Origin of the sequence: Caballeronia sp. INML2 (genome assembly GCF_023631365.1) — a bacterium.
Taxonomy (GTDB): Bacteria; Pseudomonadota; Gammaproteobacteria; order Burkholderiales; family Burkholderiaceae; genus Caballeronia; species Caballeronia turbans.
Window position 1 is genome coordinate 1 of record NZ_JALQDH010000082.1, and the last position, 19,735, is coordinate 19,735.

Below are 19,735 nucleotides of genomic sequence, written 5' to 3' on the forward strand. Positions count from 1 at the left end.
ACCTTTCCTGCCAGCGGCAAGCGGTACTTCGCGAGTTGGCCGAGTCCGATGTTCCGGTATTCGGGCCTTGGTTTTTTCAATGCTTCAGCCACGTTAGACCCCTTCCCAATCTGATTGACGATTCGCGCGTCGTCGATACACGACACGGGCGGCACTCGTCCAGCCTGATCCGCCTCGAAAGCGCCCGGCGATGTAATTGGGGAAAAGTTTTTAGCCCGCGCACTGCGCGATAGCGGTATTTTGTCGCGCGATTGATATACTGTCCAATATCTATCTCGTCTTTCTGAAATATCTTTGACAGATATCGCATGGAACTGCGCCATATCCGTTACTTTCTGGCCGTAGCCGAGGAGCGCAACGTGACGCGCGCGGCGGAACGGCTCGGCATCGGCCAGCCACCGCTCAGCCAGCAGATTCATGCGCTGGAGGACGAACTCGGCGTACGGCTCTTCCGGCGCACCGGCCACGGCGTCGTGCTGACCGAAGCCGGCGAGGCGTTCGCCATCGATGCCAAGCGCCTGATGAACGACGCACGCCTCGCCGTCGAAAAGGCGCAGAGTGCGGGGCGCGGCGAGATCGGCCAGCTCAATATCGGGTTCACGGGGTCGGCCGCGTTCAATCCGGTCGTGTCGAAGCTGATCCGCTCTTATCGGCAGGCTTATCCGAACGTCACACTCACGCTTACGGAAGGTAATACGGCGCAACTGCTCGCTCATCTCGACGCGGGCCGTGTCGATGTCGCCTTCGTTCGTCTCGGCAGCCAGTCGCCCGCGGGCGTGCAGATCAATCACATCGCGATCGAGCCGATGAAAATCGTGTTGCCCGCCACGCATAAGCTCGCGAAGAAACGCAAGGTGCCGCTCGCGGCGCTGGCGGATGATCCCTTCGTGATGCTGCCGCGCGAGGCGAGCCCGACCTTGCACGACGTCATCATCGGCGCTTGCCGTGAAGCGGGGTTCGAGCCGGTCCCCGGGCAGCAGGCGCCGCAGCTTTCGTCAGTCGTGAATCTGGTCGCGGCCGAATTCGGTGTCTCGCTGGTGCCCGCGTCCGTCTGTCAGATTCAGGTCGACGGCGTCGCCTACACCGATGCGCTCGGCAGCGCGATCACGATCCGCCTCGCACTGGCCTCGCGCATCGACGCGACAGCCGCCAAGACCGCCAACTTTCTCGACATCGCGCGGCAGGTCGTTACGTCATCGACGTGACATTGTCATCAGAACAAGCGCGCATTGCATTCGACGCATTTTCGTCCAACACTTCAGTTCGCAAGAGAAGCGTCAAGAAGGCCCAATCCTTTGACATCGAGGAGCAAGGTCATGCGCGAAGAGGTAAAGCATCCGCTGCAATGCACGCCCGCGTGCCGCCGGGGTTTCCTCAGATCAGTTGCATCCGCAACTATCGCCGGGCTTGCCGGCCCGTCGCTTCTCATGACCTCGGCTCACGCCGATGCATTGACGCACGCGCAGCGCGACAGCATGACGCCCGAGCAGATCATCGCGTTGATGAAGCAAGGCAACGAGCGGTTTCGGAGAGGCGAGCGCAAGGACCGGAATTATCTGCGCGAGCAAAAGGCCAGCGCGAAAGGACAGTATCCCGCGGCCGTGCTGCTCAGTTGCATCGACTCGCGCGCGCCCGCGGAAGTCATCATGGACCTGGGCATCGGGGATATCTTCAATTGCCGCATCGCCGGCAATATCGAAAACGACGATATCCTCGGCAGCATGGAGTTCGCGTGCAAGCTGATGGGCGCGAAAGTAGTGCTCGTCATGGGGCACACGTCGTGCGGGGCGATCAAAGGCGCGATCGCCAATGCCGAGCTGGGCCATCTCACGGGTCTGCTTGCGCGCATCAAGCCCGCTGTCGATGCAACGCAGTACGACGGCGAGCGCACGGCGACCAACTACGCGTTCGTCGATAAAGTGGCGCGCAAGAATGTCGAACTGACCATTGCACAGATTCGCCGCGATAGCGCCGTGCTCAGCGAGATGGAAAGCCAGCATGGAATCAAGATTGCCGGGGCGATGTATAACTTGAGCACGGGGGCGGTCGAGTTTTTCGGCTCTTAAACTTCGACACGCTCTCGAACGCCTTCCTTTTGCTTCACGACATCGCGCCGCGCCGTCCAATACTCCGTCCGCACGCCGATATCCTCGGAAACAAACGCCCCGCCGCGCGTCGACCGATAGTTCGCAAGCGCCTTATATACGAGGCGTTGCCCGATCAGCAAAATCGGCACATCGAGCAGCACCATCACGATGTTCATCAGATCGGACAGCGCCCAGAGGTTCGGCAACTCGAGGCCGGCAAGCACTGTGAGCGCACCGAACGGCACGAACACGAGCGAGCCCACGACGCGGATACCAGTGATGAAGCCGCGACTACGCGAGATGAAGTCCGCCGATATCTCCGCGAACGAGATCATGCCGAGCAACGTCGTAAACGCGAAAAGCCCGTAACACACGCACATCACGATCTTGACGACGTGAGCGACGGAAACCGGCACGAGCGTTTCGACCGATGCGAGATAGACCGTGATCTTCGATGCCCTCACCGATTCCCACGCTTGCCCATCGACGGTGCCGGTCCAGACGTGCGCCATCACCACGATGAACCCCGTCATCGTGCAGATGACCATCGTGTCGAAGAACACGCCGAGACTCTGCACGAAGCCCTGTTCACAGGGGTGATCGTTGTCGGCGATCGCGGCGGCCATCGTGATGGTGCCCTGGCCCGCTTCGTTCGACATCAACCCGCGCTTGACGCCCTGCGCGAGCGCGGTGCCGATCGCTCCGCCGAAGAGCGCATGCGGTGCGAATGCGCCGACGAACACCTCGTGAAAGAAGTACGGAATCAGCGGCAGATTGATCAGGATGATGACGAACGACATCAGGCAGAACAGCGTCGCCTTGATCGGGACGAGGAGATCGGTATAGGCGGTCACGCGGCGAATGCCGCCCATGATGATGAACGAGCACGCAGCGATCAGCACGACCGCGATGACGTAATACACCGTCGACTGACGTGCGAGATGCGTACCGGTGACAGTATCGGCGATGGTGCCGATCGCAGTGAACACGTTGAACGTTTGCGGCGGCACGTTGAAAAGCGCATAGACGATGAACACGAGCGAAAGAAACGTGCCGACGATGCGCCTGTCGCCGAGAACGCGCCGCCCATAGAACGGCAGGCCGCCGACGAACTCATCGTGCTTCTTCTCCTTGAAAAGCTGCGCGAGCGTCGATTCCATGAATGCAGTAGCCATGCCGAAGAATGCGGCCACCCACATCCAGAACAATGCACCCGGCCCGCCGACCGAAATCGCACCCGTGATGCCGACGATATTGCCCGGCCCCGCGCGCATCGCGAGTCCGAGCATGAACGACGCAAGCGCACTGACGCCGGTCTTCGACGACTGTTTGCGCAACATGATGCGCACGATCTTGCCGACGTTCATCGTCTGGATGAAGCGCGTGCGGATCGTGAAATGGATGCCCACGCCGACGAGTAAAAGAATCGCGAACGAGAACTGCCCGAGCACGGGAATTCGCGAATATGCCTTGAAATTGGTGGGGAAATCCCACAAGAAATCCGACACGGGTGCAATGAAGGCAAACAATGCATTCACGGATTGGAAGAGACTTTCCACGCGAGGCGTTCCTTTCGTGCTTCGACCTGCTTCAAACAGGGGTTCGGAATGTTGATAAACCAGCGATGTTCGAAGCTGGCGGACGTGCCGGCGCGGGCACGCAATCTTTTGAGGCAGCGATTATACGGTTCGGGGACCCACCTTCCTCTTGATGGCCGATGGCGAAGCCGGGAAACGGATCGGGCCGATAGGACAGTTAGTTGCGACGTTGCGTCGTGCTTATCTCATTCTTCTGTTGGAGAGCGTCTCAGGAGAACACGAGGACCGGACGACTGCGAAGCCCTGCTCGCCTCGCTTGTCAGCTTCGGCAAACTGACGGACCATGGCAGCAACCACCTGGCAGGTCTGCTCCATGACGACCGGCGGCGAATGGTTCGGGATGTGGCGGTCGTAGCAATGGAACGGCCGGGAGAGCGCGTTTCGACTGCTTTACATTCAATTCATCGCCACCGCAGCAGCCGCCCCCACCGGCGAGCCTTCGATCGCCACCGACCTCTGCCCGTCCGGCCCGACCGGCACATCGCCGACGAGCGTCGTGCGATACAACTGGCGATCGAAGTCGAGATCGAAGATATCCGTGGGCGCGAGATGCGCGGTCGTGCGGTTGTCCCAGAACGCGATGCTGCCCGGCTCCCACTTGAAGCGCACCGTGAATTCCGGCCGCGTCACATGCTCCCAGAGCAATTCGAGCAACACCTGGCTTTCACGCGGCGCCAGTCCCGCGATGTGCTTGAGAAAGCCCGGGCTCACATACAGCGCGCGCTCGCCGGTCTCCGGATGCACGCGCACGAGCGGATGCTCGCTCACGAGCGTGTGGTCCGTCACGGCCTTCGTGAAAGCATCGGTGCCGCTCGCGCCTTGCGGCGGCGCAAAGCGATGCACGCCGCGCAAGCCATCGACGAAAGTACGCAGCGGCGCCGAGAGCTTCTCATATGCGATCACGAGATTGGTCCATTGCGTGTCGCCGCCATAGGGCGGAATCGTCACGCCACGCAGAATCGATGCAAACGGCGGATTCACCGCGGCCGTGACATCGGTGTGCCAGCCGGTCCAAGGGCGCAAGAGCGAAGGCCCTTCGAAGCGCGTCGCCTTGCGGAACTTCGAGATCGAATAGATCTCGGGGTGTCCATCGACATGCCCGAACACCGGATGCCCTACCGTAAGCTCGCCAAACTGCGCCGAGAATGCGATGTGCTGCTCATGACTCAAGAATTGCTCGCGAAAGAAAATCACGCGCCATTTGAGCAGCGCGGCGCGGATTCCGTCGACCTGTGCGGAAGACAGCGGACGCGTGAGATCGACGCCGCCGATCTCCGCGCCGATGTGCGCCGAGAGCGGACTGACGGTCAATTCTGCTTCTTTCTCGATGGCAGCGGCATTCATTTCGAATTCCTTTGTACGTGGGATTCATTGACGAGGCACTCAACTGCCTTGCGCGTTCGCATCGTCGGCGAAAAAGTAATCGCGCCACGACTTCGGCTCATGACGAATCACGCCGACCTTGTGCAGGAACGCGCCCAGTTGCAGCGTGTTTTGCGGCGTCGTGGCGAAGCTCGCTTCCTTGTCGCTCAAAATGCCTTCGACGAATGCGGGCGATAGCTTCGACCCGTCCTGACGAATGTAAATGGCCGCCGCCTGCGCCTTGTCCCTGTCGACGAGTTTCGCCGCATCGTCGAGCGCCGCGCGCACGGCCGCATACGTCTTCGGATTGTCCTTGCGCCATGCGCCGGAGGTGACGACGACACTGCCCGTAGAAGGACCGCCGAGAATGTCGGTGGAACTCGTCACCTTGTGAATCTTCGGATCTTCGAGCTCCTGATATTGATACGGCGCATTGGAGAAATGCAGATTGACGACCGAGTTGCCCGATAACATTGCGGTCGTCGCATCGGCGTGCGGCATGTTGACCTCGAAGCGATCCAGACGCGCATAGTCGGCATCGCCGAAAGCCTTGGCCGATGCCATCTGAAGAAGCCGCCCCTGCTGCGACACGGCGGCGGATACCACCGCGATGCGATCCCTCTCGCCGATATCCCGAATGCTGCGAATGCGCGGATCGTTCGTCACGAGATATACCGGCACCGCGCTTTGCGCAGCCATGGCGCGAAAGTCCTGACGCCCGCGCGTGCGGTCCCAGATCGTCATCAAAGGCCCGATGCCGATGGTCGCAATATCCGCCGCGCCCGACAGCAACGCCTCGTTCACGGCCGCGCCGCCCGAGAGCGTGCTCCATTGCACGTCGATAGCGAGTCCCGCGCGCGCGCCTGCTTTCTCGATGAGCTTCTGATCCTTCGCTACTTTCAGCAGCAACGAGCCGATGCCATATTGATCGACGATCTTCACGTTCCCTTCGGCGTGCGCGCGATGAATCGGCAAGGCGAGCATTGCCATCGACGCGAACACGGCGAAGAGACGCTGCAATGAAAATGTCGTCATGCGGGATATCGTGGAAGAGCGGCGAGCGATCAATGTACTCGCCGCTTAATCGCACGCGAACGAAGAAATCCCGATACGGATAGCTTCGTTCGCGATAAGCGCCAGGGCGGCGCTTAACGACAATTCGATGCAGCGCGCCCTCCGGAAGGCGCGGTGCGGTGAAGCGTGCTTACCAGTGATAGTTCATGCCGGCGAACACCTGACGCCCGTAGCCGAACGCGCACCAGCTGCCGTAGTAGCACGATGCGACATATTCCTTGTTGAAGAGGTTCTGCGCGTTCACGTAAAGCTCCGCACCCTTCAACTGCGTTGCGGCGCGTCCGAGGTCGTAGCGCAGCGTGGCATCGACGAGGAAGAAGCTCGACACCTTGAAGCTGTTGTCGCTGCTGTACGTCGTGCCGGTATAGCGTCCGCCCGCGCCCATCGAGAGACCGGCGAGCGGTCCGCGATTGATCGTGTAATAGCCCCACAAAGAGGCCTGATTCTGCGGAATGGCAGGAAGGAACTTCCCTTCGAGTCCGCTGTTGTCCTTCGTGTACTTCGTGTTGAGATATGTGTAGCTCGCGGTGACGTTCAATGAATCAGTGAGGCTCGCCTTCGCTTCGAGTTCGACGCCGAGCGATCTCGCCTCACCGACCGCCGACTGGAAGGCCGGGTTGTCCGCGTTGACGGTCAACAGGTTCTTGCGCGTCAGATCGAACAGCGCAGCCGAGAAGAACGCGTTATAGCCCTTCGGCTGGAACTTCACGCCGAGCTCGTATTGACGCCCGCGCTCGGGCGAAAACTGATTGCCGCTGATGTCCACGCCCGCTTGCGGCGTGAACGATTCGGTATAGCTGAAGTACGGCGCGATGCCGCTGCCGAACACGTACGTCAGACCGCCGCGGAACGTGAACGCGCGATCGAACTGATGCGACACGATGCCGTAAGTCGTGTTGTTCGAATCGCTGCTGGCCCAGTCCTCGCGTCCGCCGAGCGTGAGGATCACGTTGCCCCAGCGCGCCTGATCCTGCGCATAAACGCCATACTGCGTGCCGCTCAGCACCTGGTGATAGCGGTCAGGCGGCGTGATCGCCTGGTTGTAGTTCGGGGCGAACATGTCGAGCGTCGGTGCCGTGCCGAAGCCCGCGTCGAAGTTGCTCGCGTAGTGCTGATAGTCGAATCCGAACAGCACCGTATGATCGATCTGACCGGTCGAGAAATTGCCTTCGAGCTGATTGTCGAGCGAGACCGTATTCAGGTTGTCCTTCGAAGCCGCCGTGCCGCGATCGAGCGTGCGCAGGTCGTCCTCGAGCATGCTCGCATAGACGCTCTTGTAGTCCTGCGCGAGATGCAGCAAGCGGCCGTTCGAACGGAACGTCCACGCGTTGTTGAGCTTGCGGTCGAACCTGTAGCCGATCGCTTCTTCCACGCGATTGAAGCTCTCGAAATTGTGATCGCCGTCGTAGAAGTCGCTCGGCAGCTTGCCGTTCGGGTTGTAGAGGACCGTGCCTTGCGGCGGCACGCTGCCGTACGACGTGCTGCGCGGATCATGCTGGTACAGACCGTACAGCGTGAGCGAAGTCTTGTTGTCCGGGCGCCATGTGAACGACGGCGCAATCGCGATGCGCTTGTTGTAGGTCGACTGCACCTGCCCGTCTTCCGAGCGCGCGATGCCGGTGATGCGATACAGATAGCGGTCATCGCCCGCGATCGGGCCGGAGAAATCGAACTTGGCCTGCTTGTGCGCGTAGTTGCCGAATTCGATGCCCACTTCGTGCAGCGGCACGACCGTCGGCATCTTGCTTTCCTGATCGAGCAGGCCGCCCGCCGCCGCCTGGCCGTAGAGCACGGACACGGGACCCTTGAGCACTTCGATGCGTTCCATCATGTACGGGTCGATCTGCGGCACCGCGTACCACGCGTTATCGAGCAGCTTGAGGCCGTTCCAGTACTTGTCCGCATCGAAGCCGCGCACCTTCAGCATGTCATAGCGCGTCGCGATGCCGCCGCGCGTTTCAGGCGTTACGCCCGAGACATAGCGCACGGCCGCGTTGAGCGTCTGCGCGTTCTGCTGATCCATCTGCTCGCGCGTGACGACGGAGACGGACTGCGGCGTTTCGAGCAGAGACGGCGTGCCCTTCATCGCCGCCGACTCCTTCGCGACATAGCCTTTCGTCGGACCATACGGCTGGTCGACGGTTTGCGCGGTGACCTTTACCGCCGGCAGCGTGCTTTCTTCAGGCGCGGACGAAGCCGGCTCCGTCGACTGTGCATAGGCGAGCGGCGCCGCCGCAAACAGCAGCAGCGCCGCCACTTTCAGGGGCCGCATCGCGACCGGGCTCGTCTTACCAGATTTCATGCTCATTTTTCGTCGATACCGTTGCGTGTGTGAATGCGAATCGTTATTATTTGCGGCCGCATTGTCACCGAACGTTTTGTATTTGTAAAGAACTCATTCGAGCGTTTTTGTCGGGAGACAACGCGATCGGCGGAACGTATTCTGAAATTTTTGGGGTGCGAGTGGCTTTCAGCGCACAGCCGCTACCATGAATGCGCGGCCGTTGCCGCGATCACGCACATGCGAGGTCACGCCCATGAACCTTTCCCTCTCTTGCGCCGGCACCTACGTGCTCGGCCATTCGGATCCGGAAGTGCAGCGCCTCGAAAATCAGGCGCGTTTCGTCGCCGATCTGACTGAAGATGTCCTGCGCCGCGCGGGCCTCGCGTCCGGCAGGGCGTGCTCGACCTGGGCTGCGGCGCGGGCGATGTCTCGTTTCTGGCGGCATCGCTCGTGGGGCCGAACGGGTCGGTGCTCGGCATCGATCAGGCGCCCGGCGTGATCGGAAAAGCGCGCGAACGGGCGCGGCACGCGGACCTCGATAACGTGCGCTTCGACGTCGCGAGCGTGGCGGATTTCGATCTTGCGGAGCCCGTCGACGCCATCGTCGGCCGTCTCATCCTGCTGCATCTGCCCGATCCCGCCGCGACCTTGCGCCGCCTCGCCGAGCGCGCAGGCGCGGGCACGCTCTTCGTCTTCCACGAGATGGACATGAGCACCGCGCGCTCGATGCCCGAATCGCCGCTATGCGCGCAAGGCTTGCACTGGATCATGGAGACGTTTCGACGGGCGGGCGTCGAGACCGACATGGGATCGAAGCTCTATTCGACGTTTCGTCGCGCCGGCCTCCCCGGGCCGCAGATGCTGCTTTCGGCGCGCGTCGAAGGCGGTCCCGACTCGTTCGCGTATGAGTATCTGGCCGAGGTTATGCGCACGCTGTTGCCGCTTGCCGAGCGCTTCGGCATTGCAAGCGCGGATGCGGTCGGTATCGACACGCTGGCCGCGCGTCTGCGCGATGAAATCGTCGCGCTCGATGGCGTCATGCAGCCGCCGGCTTTCATCGGCGCGTGGACGCGCGTAGCTTAGCCCGCCGCTTTCTTCGTCGATTTCGATTGATTGAATTCGATCGCCGCGCGCACGAGATTTTTCAACGCACGCGCGTTGATCTTGTCGCCCTCGAAGAAATCGATCGCACGCCGCGCATTGCCTTCGAGACCCGCGTTGAAGAGCTTGTCGGGATCGGGAAGGCTCGCGCCGTTGGCGAACGTGAGCTTCACTTTGCCCTTATGTGCGTTAGCAACCGCGATCATGCCGTCGCGATACCACACCGGGCTGCCCATGTACTTCCACTCCTCGACGATCCCGCCATCCACCGCGAGAATGATCTTGCGCACATTGGCGAATGTCTCGCCGCGCCAGTCGGTGATGCCGGCAATCAGCGCGTCGATTCGTCCCGATGAATTCATGCGTGTCTCCGTGATTCTGCGTTCAAGTTATGGTTCTATCTCGGCGCCGATCATTCCAAGGTAGCGCCGTCAGCGTATGAGGCCCGGACTGCCGATCGTAATCTGCAACCGTTGAGCCTGATCGAGATGAAAGATGAACGACGGACGCGAGCGGATCAGGAGCGTGCGCACCTCCGCGCTGCGCGCCATGCGGATATAGCCATCTACGGTATTGACGAGCTTTTGCAGAAACGCCACTTCGCGATCGAGATACGCTTCATCGAAATCGTAAGTGCTCGTCTGGTCGAGATCCGCGATGTCGTCGATGCTTTGCTTCGTCAAAGCGTCGCTCGTCGCGCTGCGTTGCGGCTGCGTGCCGTATCGTTGCATCAGCGTGGCGATCTCCTGATTGACCTGCGCATGCTCGGACACGATCCGCTTCGCGAAGACCTGCAGGCTACTGGAACGCGTCCTGCGCAAGGCCAGACTGGCCGCGGCGATCTCCGCCTGATTCGCGACGAAAATGACGCCGAGCATTTGCTCATCGGAAAGCGGCTGCTCCTGCGCTTTTACGCAGACGGTCCACGTCAGCAGCAGCATCAACAGCGCCGCGATGCGTTTGCCGTTCATCGGAGCCTCCGGGTTATATCGACACCGATGACTCTACCTTGAAAAGCGCGCGTGTCCGTCCGTCGCTTGAAAGCCTTGCCGCAGCGCGAGACGGCATGAGCCTGCTTCACACCGTCAGCGTATTGCGACCCGCGAGTTTCGCACGATACAGCGCGACGTCCGCGCGTTGCAGCGCTTCCTGAAAGCCCGCATCGTTCGCACCGATCTGCGATACGCCGATGCTCGTCGTCCATTCCGGCATGCCTTCGGTGTATTTGCGACACGCAGCGTGGATCTGGTTCGCGCAGGCCTGCGCACCCGATGCGCGCGATGCCGGCACGATCGCGACGAACTCGTCGCCGCCGAGCCGCCCGAACTCGCCGCCCAGCGACGCGACTTCCGCGCCCGCCAGCCGTGCCAGTTCGATCAGCACGTTGTCGCCCGCAAGGTGACCATGCCGGTCGTTGATCTGCTTGAAATGATCGAGGTCGATGGCGAGCACCGTCGCACCGGGCGCGGCAAGGCGCTTCGCGTGGGCATCGAATCCGGCGCGGTTCCAGACGCCCGTCAGCGGATCGCGCAACGCGGCGTCGCGCAGGCGTTGCTGCGCGCGTTCGGCGGGAATCGCCAGCAGGCCGAGATTGAGCACGCCGAGGAGCAACTGGTCCGAGAGCATCGGAATCAGCGCGAGGTAATTGATGCCCGGTCCCGACCACGCATAAGCGGCGAGCGTCACTGCATAACCTGGCAGGTAGCCAAGCATCGCGAGACCGGCAATGCGGCGCGCGCGGCTCTCCTCGCGCCGCCCGCTCGACCAGAGGATGAGGCCGGTAGTCGCCGCCGAAATCGCGACGCTGATCGTGTCGGCCGCATGCGTCAGCATCGACGCTGCCGGACCATGACCGCCGATCCATCCCGGCAGGACATGCGCCGCGAAGCAGCCGAGGATCGGTGCGAGCATCCACGCGCGAAACGGCGGCTTGCCGTCGAAAGCGCGCAAGCCTGAAATGATCAGCATGTTGGTCGCCGCGAGTGCGCCCAGCAGCAGGCCGATCACAGCCGCATTGCCGCGGGCGGGCTCGAAACCGGTCAGCACGGCCGCGTAGAGGAACGAGCTCGCCGACCAGTGCACGAACTGCGGTTCGACTTTGCGGCCGAAGCGCACCAGCGCGAAGACAAGTCCGAACGCCGTGCTCGCAAGCACGCTGCAAAGGCGCAGTGTTTCTGTATCAGGTGTGTGGAACATGGAATAGCCCGCCACGTGCGATTGACCGGGACATCGGGCGTCATGGACGGCAGACCGCGCATCGCGACAAAACGGCCGAATCATACCTTTCGCCTTCGACCGCTGCGAACACGGCACTGTCGAATCAACGGCACGCGCTCAGCAAACTTTAGTGCCGCGCGGCGCTTGCGGCATAAGCCTTGCTCGCCGGATAACGTTCCCGCATCGCCATCACAGCAAGGAGACGCACATATGAAACTGTATTACGCACCCGGCGCATGTAGTCTCGCCGATCACATTGCGATGCATGAAGCAGGCCTGAATTTCGACCGCGTGGAGGTCGACCTCAAGGCGAAGGTCACCGAGGACGGCACGCCGTTCGCCGAAATCAATCCGAAGGGTTACGTGCCCGTTGTCGAGTTCGACGACGGCAAGCGGCTCACCGAGAACGTCGCGATTCTATGGTGGATCGCGCAGGAAGCCCCATCGCTCGCGCCTTCCGGCGACGACGGCGCACTGCGCCTCGTGGAAACGCTCGCGTTCATTTTGACGGAGATCCACAAGCAATTCGCCCGCGTGTTCCGGCCGTCGTCCGATGCGGAAGCCACTGCTGCACGCGAGAAAATCGCGCAACGCTTCGCCCTCGTCGCGAAGACGATGCGTGGCGAGTATCTCTTCGGCGACAAGGTGAGCGTCGCAGATGCCTATCTTTTCACGATGCTTACGTGGGCGCAGAAGATGAGCGTGGAACTGCCTCCCGAACTCCAGGCGTTCTACAAGCGCATGCGCGAGCGCCCGGCCCTGAATCTCGCGTTCGAGCACGAAGGGCTCGAATGATCTATCGCGCATGATGCATTGCGAAAACGCGCGCGTCATGCGGGCGGGTCCGGCCTTTGCTAAACGTAGTGAGGGCGCGCATCGCGCGGCCATCTCAATCTCGGAGGCCATCATGGAGCCAGGCAAGCCTGTGCCGCACGCCACCGCCGACGACATGGACGAACCCGTAGGCCGCGACGATTCGCCGCCGACGTCCTCGCAAGATACGAAGCAGCGTCAACTCGACGAAGGCGAAAAGCGCACGCATGAAGCATCGGAAAACGAGTTGCCGTCGACGCAGGAGAAGAACCCGGTCCCACCCGACTCCCACAAGCCGTGATTCCATGGCAAGCCGTCGTAATGGCAGCGCTGATGGGCGTGATCGTCTGCTACACGCACTATGAGATTCCAAGCTTCACGCGCGCTCAGGCGCCGTACGGCGCATCTCGTGCTGATCGTGGTGTCGCTTGCGTTCGGCGCAATGGGTGCTTACACGCTTGAGTTGCCGATGCCGTCATGGCTCGTGTTCGCGCTCGGCTTCGGCACGGTGCACGTGCCCGCGGCCGCGATCCTCGCACTCAAGCGAGCGCGCGGCGCGGGGATGTCCTGAACGCCGGTTACTCAACGAGAGGTCACATCATGTCTACCGAGACTTACGTTCGCAACGGGCATCGCGTCGAGATCACCATCGACCACGATCCGACTGGGCAGTTCACCTGGTCCTATACCATCGATGCAGACGGCTACACGGAAATGCGCGATCGTCCGCTGGAGAGTCCCGATGCGGCGATGGAAGCGGCCAAAAATCACGCAAATGCGAAGGCCGACATGCTGCCGGCCGGCGACGACGCGCAATGACGCTCATGCGTCACAGTACGACCTGAACGCCGCGTTCGACGACATTCTCACTTCGAGGTCCAAAGTATTGCGCGCTGGCATCCGTGGAGCCGGCGGCAATCGGCATTCCGCTCAAGAGATTCGAATGCTATCGCGCGCTTCCTTTCAATAACATTCGCGATCCGATTTACAGTCGCGCGTAATTGACGGTAAGCGTTGCTTACACATGCTCACGTCATTTTTCCACTTCGTTGCGTACAGTCCGGGCATCGAGAAACGTCCCTTCGCAACCTTCAAGAGGAAAAACATGAAGAAGAATCGAATCGTCGCCGCGCTGCTTTGCGCGACCATCGGACTGACGACGGGTGCGGTATTCGCGCAGCCCGCGCCGGGCGGCCCGGACGGCCATCACGAAATGAATCGCGGTCCCGTTGGCCTGGGCGCGCCCGGCCACGGCCCCGACATGAACGGCCGCAATGGATACGAGCACGACGCCCCGCGTGCGCCCGAGCATGCGAACAACGAGCCGCGCCATTCGGAGTGGCGCAAGGGCGAGCGCCTCTCGTCGGATTACCGCAATCACCAGTATGTCGTAGACGACTGGCACGGCCACGGCCTGCGCCAGCCTCCGCGCGGCTATCAATGGGTCGGCGTCGGTGCGGATTATTTGCTGGTCGCGGTTGCGTCGGGCGTCATCGCGCAGATCGTGATGTCGCAATAAGCTGCGCGCTCAAACCCTCGGTTTCTGAGGCATGAAACGCAAATTGCCCGCCTGTTCAGGCGGGCAATTTGCGTTCAACGACATGCAATCGAAGCGCACGTCCAAGGACTGCGTCACGGTTGAGAATCCGGCAATCAAGCCTTGCCGCGAATAGTATCAGTCGCGTCGCGCTGCTCATTCGGCCTCTCCGGCCTGTCCGGCGCCGTGACCGCCTGATCGAAAATGAAGCCCATCGCGATATGCTCGGTGTTCGCGGAGCCGCATGCGGGGCACCTGTCGTCTTCGAGAGCATCGTCGGAGTAAATGAGCTTGTTGCATGCCACACAGCGGATCAGCATCTTTACTCCCGAGTCGAGTGAAAGGTATCTCATTTATATGCCAAAACATGCGCACCGCCAATTGCTCTTTACACGTACCTGCCGAGCGTCGTATCCACTACATTCATCGATGCCGTAGCAAGCGTCGAGCCTACACCTGAGCAATTGCGCGGCATGCGCCTTGCGCGCAACCGCACGCGTATGACGCCGCATTGCGTGGCAAGTGACGCAAACGCGTTCACTCCTTTCGATTCTGGCTAATCGGAGACGTTCATCATGTCTACGACCGTGGGCGATTTTCTGATCGACCGCCTGCATGCCTGGGGCGTGCGCCGCATTTACGGCTATCCCGGCGACGGCATCAATGGTGTATTCGGCGCACTCAATCGCGCGAACGGCAAGATCGAGTTCATTCAGGCACGGCACGAAGAAATGGCGGCCTTCATGGCCTGCGCGCACGCAAAGTTCACCGGCGAGTTAGGCGTGTGTATCGCGACATCCGGGCCGGGCGCATCGCATCTCGTCACGGGTCTCTACGATGCGCGCCTCGACCACATGCCAGTCCTCGCGATCGCGGGCCAGCAAGCGCGCGCGGCGCTGGGCGGCCACTATCAGCAGGAAGTCGATCTCTCCGCCCTGTTCAAGGACGTGGCAGGCGCGTTCGTGCAGCAGGCGAGCGTGCCGTCGCAGATTCGCCACCTCGTCGATCGCGCGGTGCGTATCGCGATATCGGAGCGCAAGGTGACGGCGCTCATTTTGCCCAACGATTTGCAGGACCTCGAATACGAGCCGCCGGGCCGCAAGCACGGCACGCTGCATTCGGGCGTCGGCTATAGCGCGCCGAAGGTCGTGCCTTACAGCGACGATCTGCAACGCGCCGCCGACGTTCTCAACGCGGGCAAGAAGGTCGCGATTCTGGTCGGCGCGGGCGCATTGCAGGCGACCGACGAAGTCATCGCCATCGCGGAGAAGCTCGGCGCGGGCGTCGCCAAGGCGTTGCTCGGCAAAGCCGCATTGCCCGACGATCTGCCCTTCGTCACGGGCTCGATTGGCCTGCTCGGCACCGAGCCGAGCTACAAGATGATGACCGGATGCGACACGCTGCTCATGATCGGCTCGGGCTTTCCCTACGCCGAATTCCTGCCAAAGGAAGGCGCCGCGCGCGGCGTGCAGATCGACATCAAGGCGGACATGCTTTCCATCCGCTATCCGATGGAAGTGAATCTCGTTGGCGACAGCGCCGAGACCTTGCGCGCGCTCTTGCCCTTGCTGCAAGAAAAAACGGACCTCGCCTGGCGCAAGGATATCGAAGGCTGGATTAAAGACTGGTGGAAAACGCTCGAGAAACGCGCCATAGCACCCGCGAAAGGCGGCGTGAATCCCCAGCGCACCGTATGGGAGTTGTCGCCGCGCGTGCCTGCGAACGCGATCGTCACGAGCGATTCGGGCTCGGTCGCGAACTGGTATGCGCGCGATCTGAAGGTGAAGCGCGGCATGATGTGCTCGCTTTCGGGCGGCCTTGCTTCGATGGGCGCAGCCGTGCCCTACGCGATCGCAGCGAAGTTTGCATATCCCGAGCGGCCCGTAATTGCACTAGTGGGTGATGGCGCGATGCAGATGAGCAACATGGCCGAACTCATTACGGTCGCGAAATACTGGAAGCAGTGGGCGAACCCGCGCTGGATCTGCATGGTCCTCAATAACGAGGACCTGAATCAGGTGACGTGGGAGCAGCGCGTGATGGAAGGCGATCCGAAGTTCGAGGCGTCGCAGAGCATTCCGTCGGTGGCTTATCACAAGTTCGCGGAAATGATCGGCCTGAAGGGCTTTTATGTCGACGATGCCGAGCGCATGGCCGCCGTATGGGACGAAGCGCTGGCAGCGGATCGTCCTGTCGTGATCGAGGTCAAGGCCGATCCGGACGTGCCGCCGTTGCCGCCGCATATCACGTTGCAGCAGGCGAAGGCTTTCGCGACCACGCTCATGAAGGGCGATCCGAGCCAGAGTCACGTGATCGTCGATACGGCGAAGCAGGTGCTCGGCGCGGTTCTGCCGGGTCACAAGGACAAGTAACACGCAAACGGCATGGCCCGCAGCGATGCGGCTGCGGGCCTCTCCTATCTTATCGACGAATAGCGTTATCGCGGATTCGTCGCGATGAAGTTTTTCACTGCCGCATAAGTGGGTTTTTTCGTCACGCCGTCGTTCAGCATGATGCCGTACGGTCCTTGTCCTGTAGGCGGATCGTCGTAAAGTTCATAAACCTGAAGCGACTGAATGTTGTATTGCGGCGCAATCGCGAGCAGCGCGCCCATCATGCTGTTCGCCATGAATGTCCCCGCCTGATCGGGCGTGCCGGGGAAGTCGGGCCGCATGCCCACTTCATTGATCCAGATCGGCTTGCCGAACGATTGCAGCGTCCCGATCACGTTGTAGCACAGCGTTCCGCACGCGTGGGTTATATCGCCCTGCTCCGAATACCAGTGCCACGCGGTGATGTCCCACGCGACGACCGGATGCCCGCTCGTGCCATCTGGCTGCGTGCCGTTCGCGAGCATCACGTCCAGGCCCAGATGCGTCCACGTATTGCCCCCGATGATGATCTTGCCAACAGGATCGACCGACTTGATGCCCGCGATCAAGCCGCGTATGACACCGCGCGCGATCTGAAAGCAGTCGTTCTTGTAGTCGGTGCTCGTGGCGCCGTCGACCCAGCCGACGAGACACGTCGGCGCGAGTTCGTTGGTGACTTCGTAATAGGCGTAGTGCTGCACATTGACGATCTGCTGAGCGAGCGTGTAGCTCGCCTGATAAGCCGCATTCTCGTCGGGAAAATTGAGCTGCTGCAAGATCACCGGATAAACCGTCACGCCGGACTTCGCCATCATCTGGGCGATGCTCGAAAGTTTTTGCGCGCCTTCCACATTGGACACGTCGTTGCGATACAACGTGACATTGAGATCCTTGAGTTGCGCCAGCTGCTGCTCGGGCGTGGACTTCGTGTACGGACCGGCTAAATTGACATGACCGTTCATGCCATAAAACACGCTGCCCGAAGGCGCGATTGCAGGCAGCGCGGTGCTGCTTGCGCCGCTCTCCGAGGCAGTCGAAGGACTCGATGCGCCTGAAACGCCCGCCTGCGATCCGGCCGCCGTGGTCGCGCTGCCGCCGCTATCGCCACCGCCGCCCCCGCATGCCGCCAGCGTGAAGACGACTGCGAAACTCAGCAACATTGAAAGTCGTCCTGGAGAAGCGGAGCGGCGCGATCTGAAGATGCGCGCAATGGAGAGCGTGGAAAAGTTTCCTGTCATGGCAGCCTCGGAATTTTGAAAAAGATATCGAGCGCCCGGTTCATTGCCGGCTCTGAAACACCCACGTCGCGCGCATCGCGAACAGGTGCAAGCCGTGTTCGAATAATCACGAACGCGGCTTCGCTTCGATACAAGAGATAAGGGAGCACCCCGTTGGCCGATGCGCAAACAACGCGATGGCCCGGCATGGCGCTCACCGGATGCCACAAGAGATCCTCGCGCTGCTTGAACGTGAGCGCGAAGGATGATCGGAGTTTCGTCGACGACGTGAGCATGCAATCGGCATGCATGTCACGAACACGCTAGCACATCGTATCGACAGGGCCGGCATATTCAACGCCGTTCCGTCTTCCCCGATTCGACTGATGAAAGCTCGCAGTAAGGCGATCGTTAGGATCGCGGATTGCTTGAGGCGCATGTCATGGCGCATAAGACGCGCCGCATTTGATCCAGTCAGTCCAATCCTTCACGAGATGCATGCTCGCTTTCGATTTCGGCACCTTCCGGATGAAGGGCCGGCACATGGCGACGGGTCAGGCGAACGTGGAGGCCTACAACCGCAAACTACGCGACCTGATCGCCGCCGGCAAGGCGAAACCTTCGCAGATCATCTCGCACGAACTGTCGTTTGCGCAGGCGCCCGAAGGCTACAAGAACTTCGACGAACGCAAGGAAGGCTGGACCAAGGTCGCGCTCAAGGCCGCGGCCTAACAAGGAGAACACCATGACCGATACTGCTCAACCCGACTATCCCCGCGCGCCGATGCCGTCGCAGCAACAGGACAGGCGTCCCGGCCTCACCGCGCCGATGAACCCGCAGCCCGATCACGGCGAATCGACATATAAGGGCAGCGGCAAGCTCAAGGACAAGATCGCGCTCATTACAGGCGCGGACAGCGGCATCGGCCGCGCGGTCGCGATCGCCTATGCGCGCGAAGGCGCGGATGTCGCCATCGCCTATCTCGACGAGCATGACGACGCAAAGGAAACCGCGCGCTGGGTCGAGCAGGCGGGACGGCGCGCGCTACTGCTGCCCGGCGACATCACCGACCGCGCGCATTGCAGGCAGATCGTCGAGAATACCGCGCAGACGTTCGGGCGCATCGACGTGCTCGTGAACAACGCCGCCTATCAGGCGACTTACGACAAGCTCGAGGACATCAGCGACGACGAATGGGACAAGACCTATTCGACCAACATCGGCGCGATGTTCCGCATCACGAAGGCGGCGCTCGCGCACATGAAGCCCGGCAGCGCGATCATCAATACGACTTCCGTCAATGCCGACGCGCCGAATCCCGGCCTGATCGCGTATGCAAGCACCAAGGGCGCGATTCAGAACTTCACGGGCGGGCTCGCGCAGCTTCTGGCGGAGCGCGGCATACGCGCGAACTGCGTCGCGCCGGGGCCGATCTGGACGCCGCTCATTCCATCGACGATGCCGCCGTCGAGCGTCGAGAACTTCGGGAACCAGACGCCGATGAAGCGCCCCGGCCAGCCCGCGGAACTCGCCGCCGCCTATGTGATGCTCGCATCGGACGAGGCGAGCTATACGTCGGGCGCGACCATCGCCGTGACAGGTGGCAAGCCGATTATCTAATTGGCGGATGTTCAGGCGGCCGCCGACGCTTGAAACAGGCGTCGGTCGATGTCGTCCTTTCCGGCATTCAGCGCGTACGCGCGAGCGTCGTCGGCAGAAGCAAAATGTCCGAGCACGCCGCTCGCACGCTGAATGCCGTCGCCATCGCAGACGATCGTCATCGCCGCGTAGAGACCACCGTCGAACGCGGCCATCGGCGTAATGACGAAGCCGCGATAGGTGACCGTAGGTTGAAGCATGGCACCCTCTCTCTCATCTGATAGCTTTCTTCGCCCTTTTCGGCAGCATTCGCTGCCGTAGGGCTGCATGTCAGATTTTCCATTCGCGCAATGAGCCGACGATCGGGGAAAACCAGAAAAAAGGAGGGCGTGCCGTTTTTGAAAACGAATACATGAGGTCGGAAGACATTGCGCGCCAAGGTTGCGGCCTATTGCCCGAGCTTGCGCCCGCTC

21 protein-coding genes and 3 pseudogenes are annotated in these 19,735 nt (G+C 61.4%); 12 read left to right on the forward strand and 12 right to left on the reverse strand.

The genetic code is table 11. The features are described 5' to 3' along the window. A pseudogene (locus NCT32_RS28325) lies at window positions 1-92 on the reverse strand (succinate dehydrogenase, cytochrome b556 subunit); the annotation flags it as partial. Between the two features lie 216 nt (window positions 93-308). Between NCT32_RS28325 and NCT32_RS28330 the strand changes: the two are divergent. Together NCT32_RS28330 and NCT32_RS28335 are read left to right on the forward strand one after the other, a co-directional pair. After that, window positions 309-1,205, forward strand: a complete 897-nt coding sequence (locus NCT32_RS28330; RefSeq protein WP_061119439.1) for a LysR family transcriptional regulator — start codon at window positions 309-311, stop codon at window positions 1,203-1,205. Between the two features lie 111 nt (window positions 1,206-1,316). Beyond that, window positions 1,317-2,066, forward strand: a complete 750-nt coding sequence (locus NCT32_RS28335) for a carbonic anhydrase family protein (RefSeq protein WP_061119440.1) — start codon at window positions 1,317-1,319, stop codon at window positions 2,064-2,066. Here the strand turns inward: NCT32_RS28335 and NCT32_RS28340 are convergent. After that, entirely contained in the window at window positions 2,063-3,646 is a 1,584-nt protein-coding gene (locus tag NCT32_RS28340) for an amino acid carrier protein (protein WP_250490769.1), read from the reverse strand. The two genes, NCT32_RS28335 and NCT32_RS28340, sit on opposite strands and share 4 nt — an antisense overlap. A 322-nt stretch (window positions 3,647-3,968) precedes the next feature. On the opposite strand from NCT32_RS28340, the gene NCT32_RS28345 reads away from it, so the two are divergent. Next, the gene (locus NCT32_RS28345) at window positions 3,969-4,040 is read left to right on the forward strand and encodes a DUF2165 family protein (protein ID WP_143756368.1); all 72 of its coding nucleotides are present in this window, start codon (window positions 3,969-3,971) and stop codon (window positions 4,038-4,040) included. A gap of 41 nt (window positions 4,041-4,081) precedes the next feature. Here the strand turns inward: NCT32_RS28345 and NCT32_RS28350 are convergent, their stop codons facing one another. From NCT32_RS28350 to NCT32_RS28360, 3 genes are all read right to left on the reverse strand, one after another. Beyond that, window positions 4,082-5,029, reverse strand: coding sequence for a TauD/TfdA family dioxygenase (locus NCT32_RS28350; protein WP_250490770.1), 948 nt, complete (start codon window positions 5,027-5,029; stop codon window positions 4,082-4,084). Window positions 5,030-5,068: 39 nt separating this feature from the next. Further along, the gene (locus NCT32_RS28355) at window positions 5,069-6,082 is read right to left on the reverse strand and encodes an ABC transporter substrate-binding protein (protein WP_250490771.1); all 1,014 of its coding nucleotides are present in this window, start codon (window positions 6,080-6,082) and stop codon (window positions 5,069-5,071) included. Window positions 6,083-6,251: 169 nt separating this feature from the next. Further along, window positions 6,252-8,423: a TonB-dependent siderophore receptor gene (locus NCT32_RS28360; protein WP_250490772.1), complete on the reverse strand. Its 2,172-nt coding sequence runs from the start codon at window positions 8,421-8,423 to the stop codon at window positions 6,252-6,254. A 375-nt stretch (window positions 8,424-8,798) separates the two neighbouring features. On the opposite strand from NCT32_RS28360, the pseudogene NCT32_RS28365 reads away from it, so the two are divergent. After that, a pseudogene (locus tag NCT32_RS28365) lies at window positions 8,799-9,488 on the forward strand (class I SAM-dependent methyltransferase); the annotation flags it as partial. On the opposite strand, the gene NCT32_RS28370 reads toward NCT32_RS28365, so the two are convergent. From NCT32_RS28370 to NCT32_RS28380, 3 genes are all read right to left on the reverse strand, one after another. After that, on the reverse strand, window positions 9,485-9,868 hold the full coding sequence (locus NCT32_RS28370) for a DUF1801 domain-containing protein (protein ID WP_250490774.1): 384 nt from the start codon (window positions 9,866-9,868) through the stop codon (window positions 9,485-9,487). The pseudogene NCT32_RS28365 and the gene NCT32_RS28370 sit on opposite strands and share 4 nt — an antisense overlap. A 69-nt stretch (window positions 9,869-9,937) precedes the next feature. Continuing rightward, window positions 9,938-10,477, reverse strand: coding sequence for a DUF4142 domain-containing protein (locus NCT32_RS28375; RefSeq protein ID WP_250490775.1), 540 nt, complete (start codon window positions 10,475-10,477; stop codon window positions 9,938-9,940). Window positions 10,478-10,583: 106 nt separating this feature from the next. Beyond that, window positions 10,584-11,702, reverse strand: coding sequence for a diguanylate cyclase (locus NCT32_RS28380; RefSeq protein ID WP_250490776.1), 1,119 nt, complete (start codon window positions 11,700-11,702; stop codon window positions 10,584-10,586). Between the two features lie 231 nt (window positions 11,703-11,933). Between NCT32_RS28380 and NCT32_RS28385 the strand changes: the two genes are divergently transcribed. The 5 genes from NCT32_RS28385 to NCT32_RS28405 all read left to right on the forward strand — a co-directional run bounded on the left by NCT32_RS28385 (window position 11,934) and on the right by NCT32_RS28405 (window position 14,055). Then, window positions 11,934-12,518 (forward strand): glutathione binding-like protein, encoded by a 585-nt coding sequence (locus tag NCT32_RS28385; RefSeq protein WP_250490777.1) that lies wholly within the window; start codon window positions 11,934-11,936, stop codon window positions 12,516-12,518. 112 nt (window positions 12,519-12,630) lie between these two features. Continuing rightward, on the forward strand, window positions 12,631-12,837 hold the full coding sequence (locus tag NCT32_RS28390) for a hypothetical protein (protein WP_250490778.1): 207 nt from the start codon (window positions 12,631-12,633) through the stop codon (window positions 12,835-12,837). A 60-nt stretch (window positions 12,838-12,897) separates the two neighbouring features. After that, window positions 12,898-13,107, forward strand: coding sequence for a hypothetical protein (locus tag NCT32_RS28395; protein ID WP_250490779.1), 210 nt, complete (start codon window positions 12,898-12,900; stop codon window positions 13,105-13,107). Window positions 13,108-13,136: 29 nt separating this feature from the next. Next, window positions 13,137-13,355, forward strand: coding sequence for a hypothetical protein (locus NCT32_RS28400; RefSeq protein WP_061119452.1), 219 nt, complete (start codon window positions 13,137-13,139; stop codon window positions 13,353-13,355). 286 nt (window positions 13,356-13,641) lie between these two features. After that, window positions 13,642-14,055, forward strand: a complete 414-nt coding sequence (locus tag NCT32_RS28405; RefSeq protein WP_250490780.1) for an RcnB family protein — start codon at window positions 13,642-13,644, stop codon at window positions 14,053-14,055. 134 nt (window positions 14,056-14,189) lie between these two features. Here the strand turns inward: NCT32_RS28405 and NCT32_RS28410 are convergent, their stop codons facing one another. Next, window positions 14,190-14,393 carry a hypothetical protein gene (locus NCT32_RS28410; RefSeq protein WP_250490781.1) on the reverse strand — a complete coding sequence of 68 codons (204 nt, stop codon included), beginning with the start codon at window positions 14,391-14,393 and terminating at the stop codon, window positions 14,190-14,192. A gap of 255 nt (window positions 14,394-14,648) precedes the next feature. Between NCT32_RS28410 and NCT32_RS28415 the strand changes: the two genes are divergently transcribed. Next, window positions 14,649-16,445, forward strand: coding sequence for a thiamine pyrophosphate-requiring protein (locus tag NCT32_RS28415; RefSeq protein ID WP_250490782.1), 1,797 nt, complete (start codon window positions 14,649-14,651; stop codon window positions 16,443-16,445). A gap of 65 nt (window positions 16,446-16,510) precedes the next feature. On the opposite strand, the gene NCT32_RS28420 is transcribed toward NCT32_RS28415, so the two are convergent. Both NCT32_RS28420 and NCT32_RS28425 read right to left on the reverse strand, forming a co-directional pair. Beyond that, window positions 16,511-17,605 carry a hypothetical protein gene (locus NCT32_RS28420; protein ID WP_250490783.1) on the reverse strand — a complete coding sequence of 365 codons (1,095 nt, stop codon included), beginning with the start codon at window positions 17,603-17,605 and terminating at the stop codon, window positions 16,511-16,513. A 74-nt stretch (window positions 17,606-17,679) separates the two neighbouring features. Continuing rightward, on the reverse strand, window positions 17,680-17,958 hold the full coding sequence (locus NCT32_RS28425; protein ID WP_250490784.1) for a hypothetical protein: 279 nt from the start codon (window positions 17,956-17,958) through the stop codon (window positions 17,680-17,682). 205 nt (window positions 17,959-18,163) lie between these two features. Here NCT32_RS28425 and NCT32_RS28430 point away from each other — a divergent pair. Further along, window positions 18,164-18,394, forward strand: a pseudogene (locus tag NCT32_RS28430) (aldehyde dehydrogenase); the annotation flags it as partial. 13 nt (window positions 18,395-18,407) lie between these two features. Further along, window positions 18,408-19,283, forward strand: a complete 876-nt coding sequence (locus tag NCT32_RS28435; protein WP_061119457.1) for a glucose 1-dehydrogenase — start codon at window positions 18,408-18,410, stop codon at window positions 19,281-19,283. A gap of 11 nt (window positions 19,284-19,294) precedes the next feature. On the opposite strand, the gene NCT32_RS28440 is transcribed toward NCT32_RS28435, so the two are convergent. Next, window positions 19,295-19,591 (reverse strand): hypothetical protein, encoded by a 297-nt coding sequence (locus NCT32_RS28440; protein ID WP_250490785.1) that lies wholly within the window; start codon window positions 19,589-19,591, stop codon window positions 19,295-19,297. Window positions 19,592-19,735 lie beyond the last annotated feature (144 nt).